This is a genomic window from Aeribacillus composti, from assembly GCF_007827555.1.
In the GTDB taxonomy this organism is placed as follows: domain Bacteria; phylum Bacillota; class Bacilli; order Bacillales; family Aeribacillaceae; genus Aeribacillus; species Aeribacillus composti.
The window spans coordinates 50,507-69,396 of record NZ_VISS01000022.1 but is presented as its reverse complement, the minus strand read 5'-3'; the positions used below and the strand labels follow the sequence as shown (position 1 = coordinate 69,396).

Sequence of the window (18,890 nt, the reverse complement as noted above, 5' to 3'; positions counted from 1 at the left end):
GGCTTCAGCTTTACTTGATCATGCGCTTGAAAAAGGGATTATAGCTGACTATGTTCTCATGGATTCCTGGTTTACACAAGCGCCTTTAATTGAGAAGATTACGAACAAAGGGTTATTTGTCATTGGCTTGGTGAAGCAATTAAAGCAGCGATACGTTTACAATGGTGAACGTTTCACACTGAATCAACTTTACAAATTGGCAAAACCTCACATGGGTAAAAAAGACATTCGCGGATCCGTTTATGCTACTTTAGACAATGGAATTCCAGTAAAAATTCTATTTGTACGAAACCGTAATAAACGGAGCGAATGGCTTGCCATTCTCAGCACAGATACAACATTAGAAAATGAAGAGATCATTCGTATTTACGGCATGCGTTGGGACATTGAAGTCTTCTTCAAATGCAATAAATCCCTTTTAAATTTAGAGAAAGAATTCCAGGGACGTTCCTACGACATGTTAATTAGCCATACAACCATTGTTTTTACACGATATATTCTCATTGCTTGGCAAATGCGAAAAGAGGAGGATCCTAAGACGATTGGCAACCTTTTTTACATCCTTTGCGAAGATGTAAAAGACATAGATTTTATTACTGCCCTTCAATCACTTATTGACCTTTTCCAAACTTTGGCGGAAGCCGAGGTTTCTTTGAACATGGACATCTTTAAAAATCAAATGAATAAATGGTTGGCCACTATACCTAATTATATCAAGCAATGCTTAAATATTTCTGTGTGCGAAAGTTGAGTTATTTATAAATAAAAATCCTAGTTTTGACACTAAATACAAGATAAAAAGAATTACTAAAGTTCTAGCAATTACATAACCATCAACAGCCAGCTTATATGCTTCAGGCACTAGTGAATTGGGTTCAATTAACAAATAAATTGAAATTATCAAAACAATAGAAATAAGTATATACCCTAAAGCTGAAACAGATTCTTTTGACATACATGTCTCTCCTTTTTATCCAATAATAACATTTTTTTGTTGGTACTGGAACATTAGAGATTTCTAAACAATGATAATTAAAATAATTGGAACAATACGCTAAAGCCGGATTGAAAGTGAAATTGGATAATAAGCAGCCAGTATTCACCCGTTATTATCCAATAGAGTATAAATGAAAATATTTAACGACAAGCTGGAAAGCTTCTTGAGTCGTAATCCATCGCTGCCTAAGAAAACGAGACACACGCTTCATCGTTTTTTGAAGCCGGATTGAATATTAAAAAGATGCAGAAATAGTGACAGTAAAACTATCTATGCTCATATCACGAGATTAGAAAAGATCATCCTGCTCATTTCTAGATTTTTAAAAGTGCACAACATAAAAAAACTTTCCCAAAAATCGCGGGAAAGAGTTTGGAAACGTCATGATTATTTGCCAAGCAAAAATGATACACAAATTCATTTTCAGTTATCCATTAACTGTTCGTTCAAAAATCCCTTATTGTTTGGCAGGTCGGGATGTTGTTAAAAAGGATATTTTCGATATTCTTTTTGAATCGAAATCCATTTTGTCATCGTAAATTCTTCTACCACCCAAGGATTTCCAAATCTACCCATTCCGCTCGACTTTGTTCCGCCAAACGGAATTGTCGGGCTGTCGTTGACTGTTTGATCATTGATATGAGTCATTCCGCTTTCAATTTGAAGTCCTAGTTGTTCACCTTCACTTAAATCCTCTGTAAAAATCGCAGAGCTTAAACCATATTCTGTATTATTCGCCATTTCAATGGCATGATCGTCTGATTCCGCTTTCATGATCGTAGCAATTGGTGAAAATAACTCAGTTTGAGCAAGCTTGCTGTTGTTATCAACATCCACAAATACAGTCGGAGTTAAAATATTTCCGATACGCTTCCCTTCCAACGCAATTTTTGCTCCTTCTTTTTTTGCTTCATTTATAATATTTAAAGCTTTTTCAATTTGTGTTTCGTTTATAAGCGGTCCAATAATTGTTTTCGGGTCAGACGGGTCTCCGTAAGGCAACGATTTGGCTTTTTCCACAAATTTTTGTACAAATTCATCATATTTATTTTTATGGACAATAATTCTGTTTACAATCATACAAATTTGACCTTGATGTATAAACTTTCCAAAAATAGCTGCATCAACAGCACGGTCTACATTTGCATCTGCCAGAACAATGAACGGGTTATTTCCGCCTAGTTCAAGGGCAACCCTTTTCAGCATGCTGCCGGCAATTTTTCCGATATGCTTGCCAACTGGCGTTGAACCAGTAAAGCTAATAAGCTGTGAATGCGGAGAAGTGAGCATGTCATCGCCAATTTCATCAATATCCGTTAAAATACATTGAAAAACACCTTTTGGCAGTCCTGCATATTCAAATGCCCTCGCAATGATTGATCCTCCTGTCAAAGCTGTTTGAATATCAGGTTTATGAACGACACTGTTTCCAAGTGCAATAGCAGGAGCAATTGTCCGAATGGATAAATTCATCGGAAAATTAAAAGGCGAGATGGATGTTATAACTCCTAAAGGAAGACGATAAACACGATTCACTTTCCCCTTTATATCGGCTTCAATTTCCCTCATTTCATCTAATTTCTTGGCCATTTTCACAGCTTCTTCCACAAGCCCTACCGTCAAGTCAAGTTCAACGTTAGCCTTTATGAAGCTTCCGCCTGTTTCACGAGAGATCACTTTTATGATTTCGTCGCGATTTTTTTTGAAAAATTCCGCTGCTTTCCGCAGCACTTCTTCTCGCTCACAAGAAGACGTTTTTCCCCATTCTTTTTGAGCTTCTTTTGCGTTTAAAAAAGCTTGTTCAAGTTGCTGTGAGGTCGCTAGCCGAATCGTTTGAATGACAGTTCCATCATAAGGATTCAAATTTTCATATGTTCTCTTACTTAATCCCTCGACCCATTCACCATTAATATAACTTTTGTTCAATTCCTCAAAGCGCTCCATATCGTTCCCCCTTTTACAATTTATTTATTTTAGTGTAGTTTTTTATAGTTCGCACAAAATTATTCTTGCTAAAGGCCGGAAAGCAAATGACAGATGAACTGTAAATTGGTTCCAAAAACAAAAAAAGAGCCGGACATAAGCTGGCTCTCATCTTCCTTTCAACAATATAAAAGATGCATACAATCCCGCTCAGCAGACATTAAAAACCTAATCTGCTAATATAGCTATTTCCCCCATTTATACCCTACTCCCCAAACAGTGTGAAGAAATTGATCGATTGGAAAACCGGCTTGTCTCAGTTTTTCGCGAATATTTTTTATATGAGAGTCGATGGTTCGCTCTTCGGTCTCGGCATCGTATCCCCATAAGGACACAATGATTTCTTCTCTGCTGAACGCTCTGTTCGGGTGCTTTAAAAGCAGCCCTAAAATATCGAATTCTTTCGGCGTTAATAATATGTCTTCGTTTTGAAAATGGACTTTATGTTCTTCTTGATCCCACACCAATCCTTGAACATCAATAATTGAACGCTTTCCTGCGGAACGACGCAGCACCGCTTCGATGCGAGCAAGCAGTTCAGCTTCGTCAAACGGTTTTGTTATATAGTCGTCCGCACCGAGTTTGAGGCCTTTAACAATGTCGAATGTTTGGTCTCTTGCTGTTACCATTATAATAGGAACGTTTGAAAATTCTCTTATTTTCCGGCAGGTTTCCCAGCCATCCATTTCCGCCATCATAATATCGAGCAGGACAAGTTCAGCTTTGTTGTTTTCTAAATATCGGATGGCTGATAGTCCTGATTCGCACTTGACGCAATGATATCCTTGAGGGGAAAGATAAAGCTCCAGCAAGTCCAACATTTTTCTTTCATCATCAACGAGCAAAATCGTGTACATCCTTATACCTCCGGCAGCGTGATAACAACGTTTGTTCCTTTTCCGTATTCACTGGCGGCGTAAACCGTTCCTCCGTGCGCTTCGACGATCTCCTTAACAATGGCCAATCCGAGACCAGTACCGCCGCTTGTTCTTGATCTTGATTTATCCACTCGGTAAAATCGTTCAAAAATATGATGCAAATCTTCCTCTGGAATTCCGATTCCATCGTCTGAAACAATGATCACTATGCTGTTTTTCTCCGCTCTTGCTTCAATCGATACAACTGAGCCTTCATCGGAATATTTTAAAGCATTGTCCAACAAATTGATCATCACCTGCTCAAATCGCTTTTGGTCAATTTGGACGGTAATGTTTTTTTCACATTTATAGATAAGTGACATGTTTTTCTCATGAAACGCAGGTAGCATTTTGTCATGTAATTTCTTTAAGAAATCACACAGGTTGGCCGGTTCCTTATGGATTTGAAATGAATGTTGATCCATCTTTGCTAATTCAAACAGTTCCTTTACAAGCTTTTGCATATTCTCCGCTTCTTCATAAATAATGGACAAATAGCGGTTCCTCTCCTCTTCTTTTAGATTCGGCCTTCTTGCGATATCTGCATACCCTTTTACATATGTAAGAGGGGTTCGGAGCTCATGAGAAATGCTGGCAAGAAATTCTTTTCTTTCTTTTTTTAAATATTCCAAATCTCTCGCCAATGTTTGAATCGCTTCCCCCAGCTCCGCCAATTCGTCCTCCCCTTTCACTTGCAAGCGAACAGAAAAATCGCCTTTGCTCAATTTTTCGGTTGCCTGTTTCATACGAATAAGGGGATTTGTTATCACTTTTGATAAAAAAGCGATCGTCAAAATGGTTAAAAATACCGAAAGAAATCCAACCAAAACGAAATGATGCTTTAACTTATAGATCATTTTTTGAATAGCATCGGTATTTTGAAACATATAGACATACCCTTTGATCTTGCCGTCAATACGTATCGGGCTTACTGTCGCTATATGCGACTCTTTTTGCCAATTTCTTTGCACGATTATTCCGTCATGCGGAATCGTTCTGTCCATTGTATTTACAATTTTTTTGGCAAAAGGCAATATGTCATCGGAATAATACAATATATTGCCTTTCTCATTTGTAATCACTACATCCGTCACCGCTTCCGATTCCATCATCGTCACATGCTCCAGCGTGGAATGGTCAAAGTTTTTTTCCAGCACATCGCGATGGTTATTCCCTCTCGCCAATAGATGCTCAAACTCCTCCTCAATTCTTGAATTGACCAAAGTTATGTACAATGAGACAAATAAAATGATTTCGACTCCCAAAACAAACACGAAAAATAGCAGCCCTAATTTAAACGAAATTTTTTTCACTTTTTGTCCCTTCCTTATCAGCCAACTAGCTTTCTCTTCAAAAAGGAAAGCTCTTCGCCGCCTTTAACCGAACGTTCTGTTCTCATTTTTTCATTATATCATTTTCATCCAACGCTTATCTGTTCTCCCCCGTCCGAACTTTAAAACAGCGAGCGGATGCCAAATGCGGGCACACCTTTTTGGCGAGTAAATAATTTTCGCATAAAAAAATTTACAGGATCAAAAATGGACCGTCTCCATCATTTTTGCACATTTTTTTGTTAAAACAGATGCAAAGAAAATGTTAGGAGGAGGAATTAGAATGAAAAAAAATAGTAAGCTGCTGATTTTTCTTACCGTTTTAACAGCTTTCATGCTCTTTTCTGCATCATGTTCCAACGGAAGCAGCAACGGCCATACAGGAGAACATACGGAAGACATGAATCATGAAAAAATGGACCACGAAAATATGAATGATCATGCCAATCATAACGGAAAAGACACTCAGAGCACAAAAAATCAAGCCTTTTCCAAAGCGCCCGCACAATTTAATCCTAATGCTGAAGAAAGCTTAATTGTTCAAAACACGAAAAATATAACGAGAATTCCTGTTGCCGATCCAATTCGTGCATCCATTTACGTATCCCAAACCATTTGGCCTGCCACACATAAAGAAAATCAACCCGGAGCCGTTATTCTGTCGCCTGTTGGTCAATGGCAAACAACATTAGCCGGAGCTGACTTAATCCATCATCCAAATAACGGCCCGATCTTACTGATTCATCAAGATAACATTCCCGATAAAGTGTTGAGTGAAATCAAACGGTTAAATCCGACTGGGAACCGGAACGGCACTCAAATTGTTGTGTTAGGAGATGTTTCAAACAATGTCATCAACCAGTTGTCAGGTTATAAAATAGAACAGATCAAAGGAAAAAATCCCGCAGAATTCGCAAGAAATGTCGATCAAGCTTATGCAGAAGTATCCGAAGGCTATCCAGAAAGCGTGATCATCGTTTCTTCAGAGGATCAACATAAACTATATTCCATACCAGCCGTTAATTGGATTTCCCATATGCCTGAGCCTATACTGTTTGCTGCTGAACACGAGCTTCCTAAAGAAACGAAAGATGCGCTTAAGAAACGGAACAAGAAAGCAAACATTTATATTTTAGGACCAGAGAAGGTTATTTCTAAAGATGTAGAAAATCAATTGAAAGAATACGGGACTGTTCATCGAATAGCTGGAAATGACCCTGTAACCACTTCGATTGAATTTGCCAAATTTAAAGATAAAGACACTCAATTCGGATGGGGTATAACGGAACCGGGCCATGGTGTTTCTTTTATTTCAACAGATTCACCAGAGCTTGCTTTAGCTGCCGCTCCGTTTTCACATCTCGGCAAACATGCACCGATGATTTGGTTAAACAAAGGACAGCTTCAACAAGAAACATATGATTTCTTGGCAAGCATCAAGCCAACCTTTCAAGATGACCCGACAACAGGTCCTTACAATCATGGTTTTATCATCGGAGATCAAAAACAAATTTCCTTTCAAACACAAGGAATTCTAGATGACAAGCTTGAAATTGCTCAGGAAGACGGACACGGGCATGGAGGGCATTAAGGAAAACCGGGCGTGAAAATTGAACGCCCGGTTTTCCTTAACTTTTTAAAGTAAATAAACAGCTTCATATGGTAAGTGTGAAAGGTCGCTTCCATTTAGCTTCCTGCTGTTTGAGGAGTTTTATATTCTATCTGTCCCGAAGATACTCAAAGATTTATTTGTGCCCACGAATTAGTTTGAGGCGTTTTATATTCTTTCTGTCCCTGAGGACAAAGTCAATTTTTTTCATTTTCCAAAATAACAAAAAGTGCAAAACTAAGAATCGTACAAGAGTTTTAAATTGTATATTTCCCTATTTATTGAAAACTTTGAGTATTCTTCACGATGAATAAACTGGCGTTTTCAATCAGCTAAAAATGTTTGAAAATGGCGGATTAACAAGAGATAAATTTGTGTAAATAATGATTGGAAAAAGAGAACAATAAATCCAACAACACTCATCGCTGTTGGGCCGAAAAGGAAGCTCCCAATCATTTCTATTCGTTTTTATCCCGGAACAGGCCATCGCCATGCATATTATGGAAGGTTTTCTGCCGATTGAATGGGCTTTATTTTGGTGGGGGGTTACTTTACCTTCTTTAATTATAGGCTTACTTTCTATTAAAAAGAAGCTTCAGGAGCATCCTGAATTCAAAATGATGCTAGGTTTATCTGGAGCATTTGCATTTGTGCTGTCAGCATTAAAAATATAATACTTGCTCTATATGAATTTATTTTTTCAATATGCCTTTTACTGTATAATCCGTTCTTTTACATTTGCCATTTTTATAATAATGACTGACTTTTTGATCATATGGCACCCCTTTGCTCAGCTACGATTACCTAATTTTGCATAACTTATCAGCCCAAATCATATGCGCGCAGTCCGGATCATTGATGCAGGATAAGAGTGTTCCATCGACAATTTACTGATATGAATAGTAATGCTATTTAACTCTATATTTAAAAACTTTAAAAAATCTTCAGCAACTTTTTGTTGAATCTTTTCTGCGATGACGGGTAATGCTTCATCCAATGGATAAAACATGGTGAGGGTGATTTTTATATTCGGCAGCTCGTTTAATGTAATATCTATCCGATGGCATTTTTTTACTGCTTCTACCGAAGTGCAGGCATGGGAAATGATTTGTTTTAAAACGTGTTCAGAAATGTGGATGGTTCCTTGATGAAACCGTGGTCTGATAATCGTTGTTTCACCAATCTCTTCTTTTTGGGTAGAAAAAATTTTCTTTCCCTTCATAATGATCTTCTTTAAAATATTTTGTTCGACTTGTACATATGGAATCGGAATAATATGTTTCCCCTCTGTTTTTCTCACATATAATGCCATGTTGATTTCCTTTGACGATCTAATTTCTTCAATTTTGTAATATTTGGTGATTTTTCCTAATTGCAATGTTTCCGCAATTTGATCAACCATTTTTGTAGACGTACCAATAATAAGAATCGAATGAATATCAAGTGCTTTAATAGCATTTTGGACTTCTTTTCGGTGATCCTCATAAAAAAAGACAGCCCGTTTAATAGCGGTTATATAGTTCTTTTCATATTTCGCTGAACTCCCTGCAGCTTTTCGCCCTTTATAAATTAACAATCCATCATCAATCATAGCCGGTATGTTTTTACTATGTGCGAAAGAAAGTGCGCTGGTGCTTTTTCCCGTGCCGCTGCGGCCAACAAGAGCGAATACGCGCATTGGGTGAATACCCCTTTCTTAAAAATCTTTCAACCTGAAGGAAAATGCCCGTAACACTTAAAGGCGGACCGGATCCGGCAAACCGGAAACTCTATTCTGTCTATTTACAGGAAAATTCAGTTCGTATGACAGCAAATGTTTGTTTCGGGACTCCGATTGTTATGTGGGATATTAATATTCATGAATTTCAAAAAAATAGGCTTTGGATCGAGCATCATACACAATAAAACAGAGGAAGTTTTTTTACTTGAAAAAACTAGAAAATTATTAAAATATTTTTAGTCGATTGTCGACTGAATTTTATCGAATTATACACATTTTTGTTGAAGAATAATAATCCCCTCTTTTATAAATGTTTCTATCTCTTCTTTACTGTAGCCCATTTGCTTTAGAACGGTTTCACTATGCTCCCCCTGAGCTGGAGGGACCGTTTTGATCCTGCCCGGTGTGCGCGATAATTTTACAGGTACACCAAGCATTTTTAAGATTCCGAGGGAAGGATGCTCCATTTCAACGACCATTTCCCTTTCCTTGATATGGGCATCATTTAAAATGTCCGAAAGCTTATTAACAGGTCCGCATGGAATTTTCGCAGATTCCAACATGTCAACCCATTCATCTCTCGTTTTTCTTTTAAATATTTCTTCAAGTATGGAAATCAGTTCATCTCTATTTTGAACCCGGTCCGGATTCGTTTTAAATTTCCGGTCTCTAAGAGCTTCCACATCCAATACGTCAACCAGCGAATTCCAAAGGCTGTCATTTCCTACTGCAAGAATAAAGTGGCCGTCCGAAGCTTCAAAAACCTGGTAAGGCACAATATTCGGATGGGCTCCTCCCAGCGGCTTTGGATCATTGTTTGTCGCAAAATAGTTGCCGGCAAGGTACGTTTGCCAAGAAACCATCGTGTCGAGCAAGGAGACATCGATCCATTGTCCTTGACCTGAACGCTCTCTTTCCCAAAGTGCTGACAGAATGCCGATTGTTGCCCACATTCCTGCTCCGATGTCTGCCAAAGAATATCCAGCTTTAACTGGTGTACCGTCTGGTTCGCCTGTAACGGACATTAACCCGCCCATTCCTTGAGCCAGGACATCATAACCAGGCTTTTTTGAATACGGTCCTGTTTGACCGAAGCCGGAAATCGAAGCAAGAATAACTCTGCGGTTATGCTGCTTTAAGATGTCATAATCAATTCCGAGCTTTTTTAATGTGCCGGGTCGAAAGTTTTCAACAACAACATCCGCTTCTTCTACCATTTTCAGTAAAATTTCTTTTCCTTTTGGATCTTTTAAATTTAAAACAACACTTTTCTTATTGCGGTTGACACTTAGAAAGTACGCGCTTTCATTTTTAATGAACGGAGGACCCCATTGTCTTGTATCATCCCCTTGTGGACTTTCAATTTTTATCACCTCGGCGCCTAAATCAGCTAATGTCATTGTGCAAAAAGGGCCGCTCAATATTCTCGTTAAGTCAATAATTTTAATTCCTGCAAGTGGCAGCATGTCAACCTCTCCCTTTAAAATTCGGTTTTCTTTTTTCTACAAAGGAACGAACACCTTCAGGAAAATCATTTGCGTCAATACTGGACGCCGTACCTGTATCCCACGGAAATGAAAGTGCCGGCTTATTGTAGGCGACAGATCTTTTAACAGCAAGAAGAGACGCCGGTGACTGCTCCATAACTTTTTTCGCCAAACGTAATGTAAAATGATCCACATCCTCATCATCCGGAACCATGTAATTAACTAATCCCAATTGACAGCATTCTGAAGCGTCTAGCAGTCGACCTGTATAAACTAAATCCATCGTCCGGCTCCCTCCGATCAGATCTGCAATCCGTTTTACAAACATTTGGTTTAACGTAATTCCCAGCCGTCCGACTGGGATTCCCATTTTAGCTTTAGAGGTCCCAACCCGAAGATCACATGCTAAAGATAGAACAAATCCTGCACCTAATGCCGGACCATTTATAGCGGCAATGGTTGGCAACGGAAGTTTTTCAAACGTCGAAATGGCTTGTTCCATTAAGCGGAAAGCTTCGTGCGCTTCGTTAATCGACATTTGGTTAAATTCTTTCAAATCAGAACCTGAACAAAATTGATCCTTGCTTCCGCGCAGGATCACCACTCGTGTTTTCGGGTTTTCAGGAATCAGCCTTCCAATTTCCGCCAGCTCCCTCCACATCCCCGATGTTATAGCATTTTTTAGGCGTGGACGTTGGATCGTTACAATGGCAAGCCCGGCACTTTCCTGAAGTATAATTTTCCCATCCGCCTCGACCTGACTAATCGTTACCCTCATTAAAAATCACCTATCTCTTGTCTTCATATTTTTTAACAAAACCATCAAGATTCAAAAATGCTCTTCCTAGAAGATGGACGACTGTCGACAATCATCTTGTTACAACCATGATATCCCCTCATGTTATAAAAGTCAATGAAAATTCTAAAAATTTTAAATTTTTATTTTGCATTTGCTGAGAAAACCTACATATGTCATGTTTTGATTATGACCCAGTCAATAAGCTGAAAAATAAAAAAGGAGCTTATATGAAAAGGGCTTCACTCCTTCATATGAACTCCCTAAAATCATGTATATGTTGTTCGTTTCAAGACATTTACAGCGCTCGTTGTTTTCCCTTTTTTGCTGCTAGTACGATTGTTTATTTTTCGTTTTGTTTTCGACCCTTTTAATTACGCTATGATTATGATTTTCAAGCAAAACAAGCGCTTCATCGATCAGGTTTTCCTTTAACAAATCTAAAATAATGCGGTGTTCCTTCAAAGACTTTTTTATATGCTCCTCTTCAAGAAACGATATTCTTTGAAGTACAAGCAAAGGACGTCCTAATCTCCAATACATTTCTTTAATAATTTCGCTTTTGCTCATTTCAATGATGAGCATATGAAACTCTTGGTTCAGATTGGCATACTGTTTTTCGTCATCAACCTCTGACATCTTTTGTACCAATTGCTCCATTTTCTTAAGAATTTCTTCATTTACCCCGCGGACTTTAATTCTTTTCATCGCAAGGCTTTCCAATACGATTCTCATTTCAAGAAGATCATAAACTTCATCTTCCGTATAGCCTTTCACAACAGCGCCTTTTCTAGGAATTCGCTCTATTAGCCCTTCATTTTCCAGCAAATAGAGCGACTCTCGAATAGGCGCCCTGCTCGTTCCAAACTCTTCTGCGTAAGTGGATTCAATAATTTTTTCTCCGGGCTTCAGCTCCCCCGCCATAATTTGGTTTGTTATTTTTTCCGCTATTTTGTGGGACAACGAATGATTGTAAAATAATTGATTATTTTTCATTCCCGCTCTTCCTCTCTATAATGTCGACTGTCTATTTTTTATAATCCTATTATAACTTGTTTATAAATACAAATCGAAAAATTCTGTAAAGTCGGCATTGTATTGGAAGATTTTCCGCAAATCTTTCGTTTGCTGCACTGTTCTAATTTATTCGAAATTTATAGAAGTTCTCCTTCCTCCATATATAAAAATTAATGTGATCCCTTTCATTATAAATGACTTCATAAATAAGAATATTCAAATTTTTATTACGAATATTTCATCGCTTCGTACATCCTGTCGACAATTGACAAAGATGCATATTTTTCATTTTGCTTTCGTAAACATTTTTGTAAATGAATAAATAGCTGTAAACAATCTGTGATGAATGAAAAACGGAGAAAAGGAGGGAATGTGCGAAAAACACTTTATCTTAATCTTATAAATGCTGTTTCTCTCTTTATTTTGCCCTTGGACCTCCTTCTAACAAATAGGATAAGCAGCCGATTTCCTTGTGAAGTCGCCGAAATGTTCAGGTATGTCATTCAAAATAAAAGCATACATTTCAATTATTTTTTCGAGAGGTGACGATTTATGATTTGAAATTATATTTTTCAGAATATTCAAATAAAAAGTCACCTTTTTTCTAGTCATTCATATTCTTATAATGCATTGTCGATCGTCGATTTTGTAAGCTGGGGTTTTTAGAAAGCGGTTTCAAATTTTTGGGATTTTCTATTTTCATTCCAAAGCTTAGGAGGAAAAATCAATATGAGTATTGAGCTCATTGGAATTATTGTGCTTCTGTTGATGTTTATTGTAGGTTCAGTTTTACCAATTAACCTCGGTGTTTTAGGGTTCGTAGCTGCTTTTATCGTCGGAGTTGTATTCAGCGGATTAAATATTGACGACATTTACAGCGGTTTTCCGGCTGAATTGTTCGTCACTCTTGCTGGAGTGACTTATCTGTTTTCAATTGTTGAGAAAAACGGGACAGTTGATTTGATTACCGGATGGGGTCTTCGCCTAGTCAGAGGTAATCTAGGTCTCGTGCCATGGATAATGTTTTTGCTTTGCGCTATTTTAACTAGCGTCGGCACTTTGGGACCTGCTGCTATTGCGATCCTAGCGCCGATTGCGCTGCGTTTTGCCGCACGATACAACATTAATCCTCTCTTGATGGGGTTATTGTTAGTGATTGGTTCCACAGCGGGATCCTTCTCACTGCTTAATCCTTATGGAGTGATTGTTAACGGCGTTATGCAGGCAAGAGATCTTCCTCATTCGCCGGGGTTGCTTTTCATAAACGCTTTTATCTTCAGTGTATTTGCTTCTGTGATTGTGTTCATCGTTTTGGGAGGACTTCGGCTGCTGAAAAAGCGAACTGCTGCCGAAGAAGATGCAGCGTCTAGAGCTGAAGGGTTCTCCGCAAATGAGAACAATAAATCACAAGAAAATGGATTAACTTTTTACAAAGGCATCACACTTTTAGGGATCATCACACTCGTCGTCCTCGCTCTTATGTTCGATATCGATATCGGCTTTGCAGCGCTTGGAGTAGGATTAGTGCTAGCATTAATTGCTCCAAAGCAGCAAAAGGGCGTTCTATCACGGATGCCTTGGTCTGTGATTCTCTTAATAACTGGTATTGTCACATACGTAGGCGTTTTAGAAACAATTGGAACGATTGATTACATGACTGACTTAATCGCAAAAGTAGGAAATCCGGTAATCGCAGCCCTTGCATCGTCATACGTAGGAGGCATCGTTTCAGCTTTTGCCTCGACAACAGGGTTTCTGGCAGCTATCATCCCGCTGGCAGCACCCATTTTACAGGACCCGACCATTTCTTCCATCGGTGTCGTTTCAGCCATTGCCATTTCTTCAAGCATCGTCGATATAAGCCCCTTCTCCACTAACGGTGCATTGCTGCTCGCAAACGTACAAGGGGTAAAAGAGAATGTATTTTTTAAACAGCTTTTACTTTCTGCTGTTGTAGTCGTAGCGCTTGGACCTGGGCTCGCCTGGCTTGCTTTTGTATTAATTGCGGGATAGCATGGCAAACGATCATCCTTTCGCCGGCAGAAAACAGTTTTTATAACGAACAAGCGCAGCTTCAAGCTGCAATAATGAAAAAACGTTGACCGCTTGATCTTTTGGATAAAACAAACACCTCCATTCATCGAATTTATTTGATGCATTCGACACTGGAGGTGTTTGTCCCTTCCCTCATTTAACCGGGCCGCTTTTAGACAAATTCGTATAGTTTTTTTTGAGACGAAGCGGTGCAATGAAATCTTGCTGTATATAGCGTCAAATTGATTTTATTAGCAAATATATAAAATAAGGCGCCCCCAAAATGGAAACAACGATCCCGACAGGCAGCTCTGAAGGAGCCATGACAACCCGTCCTAATGTATCTGCAGCCAAAAGAATGAAGCTTCCTAAAGCTGCAGTAAGGGGCAAGCATTTCGAATGCTTTGGCCCGACTAGTTGCCTTGTAATATGAGGGGCAAGCAAGCCAAGGAACGTAATCCCTCCGCCAACCGCTACACAAACTCCTGCCAGTGTAACGGCAATGATTAATAAAATCTTGCGTTCTCTTGCAACGTTTATTCCTACCCCTGTTGCTGTTGAATCACCTAAAAGCAATATATCGAGAACCTTTGATTTATAAATCGCGATCGGAATAAGGATCAATAACCATGGTAACAGCGCCCACACATAGTTCCAGTTCGCACCCCAGATGGCTCCCGACAGCCAAGTAAGTGCTCTTGTAAAATCATTCGGTTCCATTTTCATTTGGAAGATGAGGATGCCGGCATTGAATGCCCCATTCATCCCTATTCCCATTAATAAAAGTCTTATCGGTGTAATATGTCCATTTTTTCGAGATAAAAAATAGATTAAGACGGCGGTAAGAAAAGCGCCTGCTAAAGCCGTTATGGGCAAAACATACACGGAAGCCCAGCCGTTCAAAAAGGAAGCTCCTTGGAAAAAGAACATATATAATACAACGGCAAACCCTGCTCCTGAATTAATCCCCAATATTCCCGGATCCGCTAACGGATTTTGCGTAACCCCTTGGAGGATAGCCCCTGAAAGGGAGATTCCCATCCCTACGAGCAATGCCATGAATATTCTAGGCAAACGGAATTGGAATATGGTCAATTCATTTTGATCTGTTCCATTTCCTAATAAGGCGGCAATGACCTCATGAAGAGGTATTTGTATATAGCCGGCATTAATGCTTATGATTGCGGTTATAATGATGAAAAAAATAGTTGAAAAAAACAATGTTTTGAAGTTTATTAATCTTTTTGACATGTTACACCCTCCCCTCTTTACGGGCTAAATAGAGGAAGAAGGGAACCCCTACAACGGCAGTTATCGCTCCAACAGGAGTTTCAAACGGAGCATTCACCATGCGTCCGACAATATCAGCCGCAATTAATAAAATCCCGCCTAAAACGGCAGAACAAGGAATAATCCAACGGTAATCCGTTCCGACTAAAAACCGTGCAATATGAGGAACGATGAGTCCGACAAAGCCAATCACTCCAGCAATTGAAACAGCTGCCCCTGTTAAAAGCAGCACCGTGACCGCTCCTAAAAATTTTACCACATTTGTATTTTGCCCGAGACTTTTGGCAGCTTCTTCGCCCAAGTTAAGGACGGTAATAGAGCGCGACAGTAAGATGGCCAGCAAAAGTCCGGAAATGACGAACGGCAAAAGAAAATGGACTTGGGTTGGTTGGACAGCTGAAACTCCTCCCGCAAAAAAATAGCTGATATCCTTTGCAATATTAAATTTAATTCCTATCGCAGTCGATAAGGAGGTTAGGAGTGATGTAATCGCTGACCCGGCCAAAGCCAGCTTCACAGGCGTCATTCCTCCGCGAGAAAGGGAGCTAATGCCGAACACAAGACAAGCGCCAAGACCTGAACCTATAAAAGAAAAGATTGATAGACCGAAATAAGAGATTCCCGGTAAAAATGCCAGCGCAATGGCAATGAGAAAGGACGATCCTGCCGTTACACCCATAATAGAAGGAGAGGCTAATGGATTCCTAGTCATTCCTTGCATAATAGCACCGGAAACAGCCAAGGCAGAACCGACGAGAATGGCTGCGACTGCACGGGGCAAACGCAATTCCCTGACAATGACATGAGCTTGATTGTCCTCTTCAAAGGCAAAAAACGCACCAAGAACATCCCGATAACTCAAATCCGCAGCACCAAAACGAATCGATATGACAACTGACAGAAATAGGCCAATGATGCCTATGAAAAGAACGATAAGAGCAATCCATCTATTTTTGCTTTTATGTAAAGATTCTGAAGTGGTTTTCGTATGTATCGTTGAATCCATAAACCATTTTTCCTCCAAATGATAAAAATTAAGATTGACAAAGTGGCAGAGATATATTTTAATTGAAAATGGTTATCATTATTGCTTCCCAAAAATTTATTTTATCATATGAGTTGGAGGTTTAGAAATGGTATTTCAGAAAAAGTTATTTTCTCTAATAGGAGCTGCGCTATTAGCTCTATCACTAACCGCTTGCGGCGGACAAGGAACCGACTCCTCTTCCGGATCGGATCAAGCTTCAAATGAGAATGAAAAGTCAGCAGAAACAAGAACATTAACAGATGGAATGGGAAATAAAGTGGAAGTTCCTGCTAATCCAAAAAGAATTATTGCCAGCTATCTTGAAGATCATCTTGTTGCCCTTGGCGTAAAACCTGTCGCACAATGGAGTGTAAACGACGGGAAAACCGTACAAGATTATCTGCAAGATGAGCTGAAAGGAATTCCAACCATTCCTCATGATCTTCCGTTTGAAGCAGTTCAAAAAATGAATCCGGACTTAATTATAATGGACTCCGCTAGCATGGTAGAAGGCGGAAAATATGAACAATATAATCAAATCGCCCCTACTTTTGTTATTGGTGAAGAAGATAACAGCGATTGGCGCAAAGAATTGAAGCTTATTGGCGAAGTATTAGGAAAGGAAAAAGAAGCGGAAAAAGCTCTAGAAGAATATGACGCCAAAGTAGCCGAAGCGAAAGAGACAATTAAAGAAAAAGTAGGAAATCCTTCTGTCGCAGCAGTCTGGTTAGTAGGCGGACAATTCTTTATCGTAAATGAAAAACTTTCAAGCGGTGCCGTCATGTACGGAGACTTAGGATTAAAAGTGCCAAAAGTTGTAAAAGAAATTTCAGCAAACTCAGCAGATAACTGGAGCTCTATCTCTTTAGAGAAATTAGTAGAATTGGATGCTGACTATTTGTTCTTAATTAATAGTGACGGTTCCAATGCAGCACCTTTAAGTGATGCTCTATGGAAAAGCATTCCGGCTGTAAAAGCAGGCAACGTTTTTGAATTTTCACCTGAAAAAAGCTGGTTGTACACAGGCTCTATTGCCAATTCGCAAATCATCGATGATATTCTAGATTCCTTAGTACAAAAATAATGAAAAAGGGTATCCATCACGGATGCCTTTTTTTGTTGGAAATTTCAACTGATCGTTTTTCCCGTTACGCCTTTCCGTAATGGCGAGCGGTCACAAACTTCAATGTTGTAAGAATTTAAATGTCTAATTCATATAAACAGCAGGCCATACAGCTGCTAGAAGATCAAATGAACTTTGTTTTTTGTTTTGCTATTTTCGGTCAAAACCGGACTAGATAGATCACATCTCAGTGTGCTGATCTGAAAACGAAGCAAAAACCGAACTTGATTGATCACAAGTTTATCCTTTTCTCAATGTCTGGCCAATGAAGCCAAAACTGTAAGGTTGAAATTCATGGTTTTTGCCGGAAAATTCCCCTATTTTTTATGTAATGGTTGACACTTCATTACATTAGTCGTTGAAAGTTCTTGTTTGCTATTTTCTATGTAATAACGCGCGTTTGCGATTTTTTATTGTTCATTTTCAAACTCAAGCTGATCTGCATTTGATTCAGGCTGCCGATGATGAAAACGGCTTCCCCTCTCAGTTGTACAAAATCTTTAAACCGTTTGAGGACGCTATTTTGTGCTTTGCAATAGCCTTTGAAGCCTTATTCCCCCCTTCTGCGTAACCGAGCTCCATATGTACATTTTTTCTATTTTTCCTATGGCACAATCGGCATCTATATATGTTAAAAATTTAAAGGCGGATTTAGGAAAATGAAGAACGCTGTTTCAATCGGCATCTATAATCCTTACACTAAAATGAAAAGCTAAGAGGCTCTTAATTCAAGATTTCCTCCTATCTCGAATCAAGAGCCTCAAATAATTCAGCTGGTAGTTTATTAAATCATACTAATACTATCTATATAGTAGTATTTAAAGGTACAAAAGCAGATAGAAATTTTTACTAAAAGCTATTGCGTAAAATTTCGTTTTCGATAAATCCTCATTCAAATTTTTTGGAATTTGCCATAGCGTTTTGATTTGCAAATCACTAGCAGAATAATTGAGAAGGGTTGAAGGCCTTTTGGAAAATTCAGTTCACTTACCCATGCTTTGAGGAGAATTCACTGTCCTTCCCTTTCCAATGTACGGGTTTAAAAGAATCATGCGTATTTTTTGATGAAAATTATATTTTTTTGCTCGTCCAACGAATCAACCCTGTTTCACTATGCGGATGGGAATCCCTTTGGGTTTTTTTATATTCATATTCTAATTCTGATAACGTTAATTTGCAAAGCTGCTCCTCATTCTTAAATGCATTTAAGACAATCAGTTTGTTGATCAATTTTTTTCTTCTAATTTCTACAGCCTGACGAAGAAGGTTACTCATGTGATCCTCTCCTTATCATAAAATTTTTACGTTTTTTTAAATGGTTATCCGATTTCGCTGCACCAGCTTTCTTAGTGCAAGTCTGATCTTGTTAAGACTATTTCATCCTCTGTGCCTTACACGGATCATTTATATTCCTGCTGCGAATTTAAAAACTAAGAGGCTCCCAAATCAAGAAAATCCATCTTGAATGGAGCCTCTAGTGAACCAGTCGGCGTTTTTAATTTTCCAGTAAATTTAACATTATATTAAAACATATTAATCCTACCTGTCAAGTAGAAATT

At 38.8% G+C, this 18,890-nt stretch carries 15 protein-coding genes and 1 pseudogene; 5 read left to right on the top strand and 11 right to left on the bottom strand.

Annotated features, from left to right (window positions below; all coding sequences use genetic code 11):
* Positions 1-751: IS4 family transposase (locus FB379_RS12290; RefSeq protein WP_144598118.1), on the top strand; the 751-nt coding region annotated here is incomplete at its 5' end.
* Here the strand turns inward: FB379_RS12290 and FB379_RS12285 are convergent.
* From FB379_RS12285 to FB379_RS12270, 4 genes are all read right to left on the bottom strand, one after another.
* Positions 725-955, bottom strand: coding sequence for a hypothetical protein (locus tag FB379_RS12285; RefSeq protein WP_144598117.1), 231 nt, complete (start codon positions 953-955; stop codon positions 725-727). The two genes, FB379_RS12290 and FB379_RS12285, sit on opposite strands and share 27 nt — an antisense overlap.
* 525 nt (positions 956-1,480) lie before the next feature.
* Positions 1,481-2,941 (bottom strand): aldehyde dehydrogenase family protein, encoded by a 1,461-nt coding sequence (locus tag FB379_RS12280; protein ID WP_066251600.1) that lies wholly within the window; start codon positions 2,939-2,941, stop codon positions 1,481-1,483.
* 224 nt (positions 2,942-3,165) lie between these two features.
* Positions 3,166-3,837 (bottom strand): response regulator transcription factor, encoded by a 672-nt coding sequence (locus FB379_RS12275; RefSeq protein ID WP_066251597.1) that lies wholly within the window; start codon positions 3,835-3,837, stop codon positions 3,166-3,168.
* 2 nt (positions 3,838-3,839) lie between these two features.
* Positions 3,840-5,210 (bottom strand): sensor histidine kinase, encoded by a 1,371-nt coding sequence (locus tag FB379_RS12270; protein ID WP_094245889.1) that lies wholly within the window; start codon positions 5,208-5,210, stop codon positions 3,840-3,842.
* Between the two features lie 301 nt (positions 5,211-5,511).
* Between FB379_RS12270 and FB379_RS12265 the strand changes: the two genes are divergently transcribed.
* Positions 5,512-6,819 (top strand): cell wall-binding repeat-containing protein, encoded by a 1,308-nt coding sequence (locus FB379_RS12265; protein WP_066251592.1) that lies wholly within the window; start codon positions 5,512-5,514, stop codon positions 6,817-6,819.
* 509 nt (positions 6,820-7,328) lie between these two features.
* Positions 7,329-7,508 (top strand): annotated as a pseudogene (locus FB379_RS12260) (energy-coupling factor ABC transporter permease); the annotation flags it as partial.
* 161 nt (positions 7,509-7,669) lie between these two features.
* Here the strand turns inward: FB379_RS12260 and FB379_RS12255 are convergent.
* The 4 genes from FB379_RS12255 to FB379_RS12240 form a co-directional block, all read right to left on the bottom strand.
* Positions 7,670-8,515 (bottom strand): hypothetical protein, encoded by an 846-nt coding sequence (locus FB379_RS12255; RefSeq protein ID WP_144598116.1) that lies wholly within the window; start codon positions 8,513-8,515, stop codon positions 7,670-7,672.
* Between the two features lie 308 nt (positions 8,516-8,823).
* Positions 8,824-10,023, bottom strand: a complete 1,200-nt coding sequence (locus tag FB379_RS12250) for a CaiB/BaiF CoA transferase family protein (RefSeq protein WP_144598115.1) — start codon at positions 10,021-10,023, stop codon at positions 8,824-8,826.
* A gap of 1 nt (position 10,024) precedes the next feature.
* Positions 10,025-10,822 carry an enoyl-CoA hydratase/isomerase family protein gene (locus FB379_RS12245; RefSeq protein ID WP_130158631.1) on the bottom strand — a complete coding sequence of 266 codons (798 nt, stop codon included), beginning with the start codon at positions 10,820-10,822 and terminating at the stop codon, positions 10,025-10,027.
* Between the two features lie 348 nt (positions 10,823-11,170).
* On the bottom strand, positions 11,171-11,836 hold the full coding sequence (locus tag FB379_RS12240) for a GntR family transcriptional regulator (protein ID WP_144598114.1): 666 nt from the start codon (positions 11,834-11,836) through the stop codon (positions 11,171-11,173).
* A 750-nt stretch (positions 11,837-12,586) separates the two neighbouring features.
* Between FB379_RS12240 and FB379_RS12235 the strand changes: the two genes are divergently transcribed.
* On the top strand, positions 12,587-13,870 hold the full coding sequence (locus FB379_RS12235; protein ID WP_144598113.1) for an SLC13 family permease: 1,284 nt from the start codon (positions 12,587-12,589) through the stop codon (positions 13,868-13,870).
* 258 nt (positions 13,871-14,128) lie between these two features.
* Here FB379_RS12235 and FB379_RS12230 read toward each other — a convergent pair whose 3' ends face one another.
* Together FB379_RS12230 and FB379_RS12225 are read right to left on the bottom strand one after the other, a co-directional pair.
* Positions 14,129-15,142 carry a FecCD family ABC transporter permease gene (locus FB379_RS12230; protein WP_063387779.1) on the bottom strand — a complete coding sequence of 338 codons (1,014 nt, stop codon included), beginning with the start codon at positions 15,140-15,142 and terminating at the stop codon, positions 14,129-14,131.
* A gap of 1 nt (position 15,143) precedes the next feature.
* A complete protein-coding gene (locus FB379_RS12225; RefSeq protein ID WP_144598112.1) occupies positions 15,144-16,187 on the bottom strand; it encodes a FecCD family ABC transporter permease in 1,044 nt (347 codons plus the stop codon).
* A gap of 127 nt (positions 16,188-16,314) precedes the next feature.
* On the opposite strand from FB379_RS12225, the gene FB379_RS12220 reads away from it, so the two are divergent.
* Positions 16,315-17,292, top strand: coding sequence for an ABC transporter substrate-binding protein (locus FB379_RS12220; RefSeq protein ID WP_066251568.1), 978 nt, complete (start codon positions 16,315-16,317; stop codon positions 17,290-17,292).
* Positions 17,293-18,402: 1,110 nt separating this feature from the next.
* Here FB379_RS12220 and FB379_RS12215 read toward each other — a convergent pair.
* On the bottom strand, positions 18,403-18,606 hold the full coding sequence (locus tag FB379_RS12215; protein ID WP_144598111.1) for a Fur-regulated basic protein FbpA: 204 nt from the start codon (positions 18,604-18,606) through the stop codon (positions 18,403-18,405).
* Between the last annotated feature and the right edge of the window lie 284 nt (positions 18,607-18,890).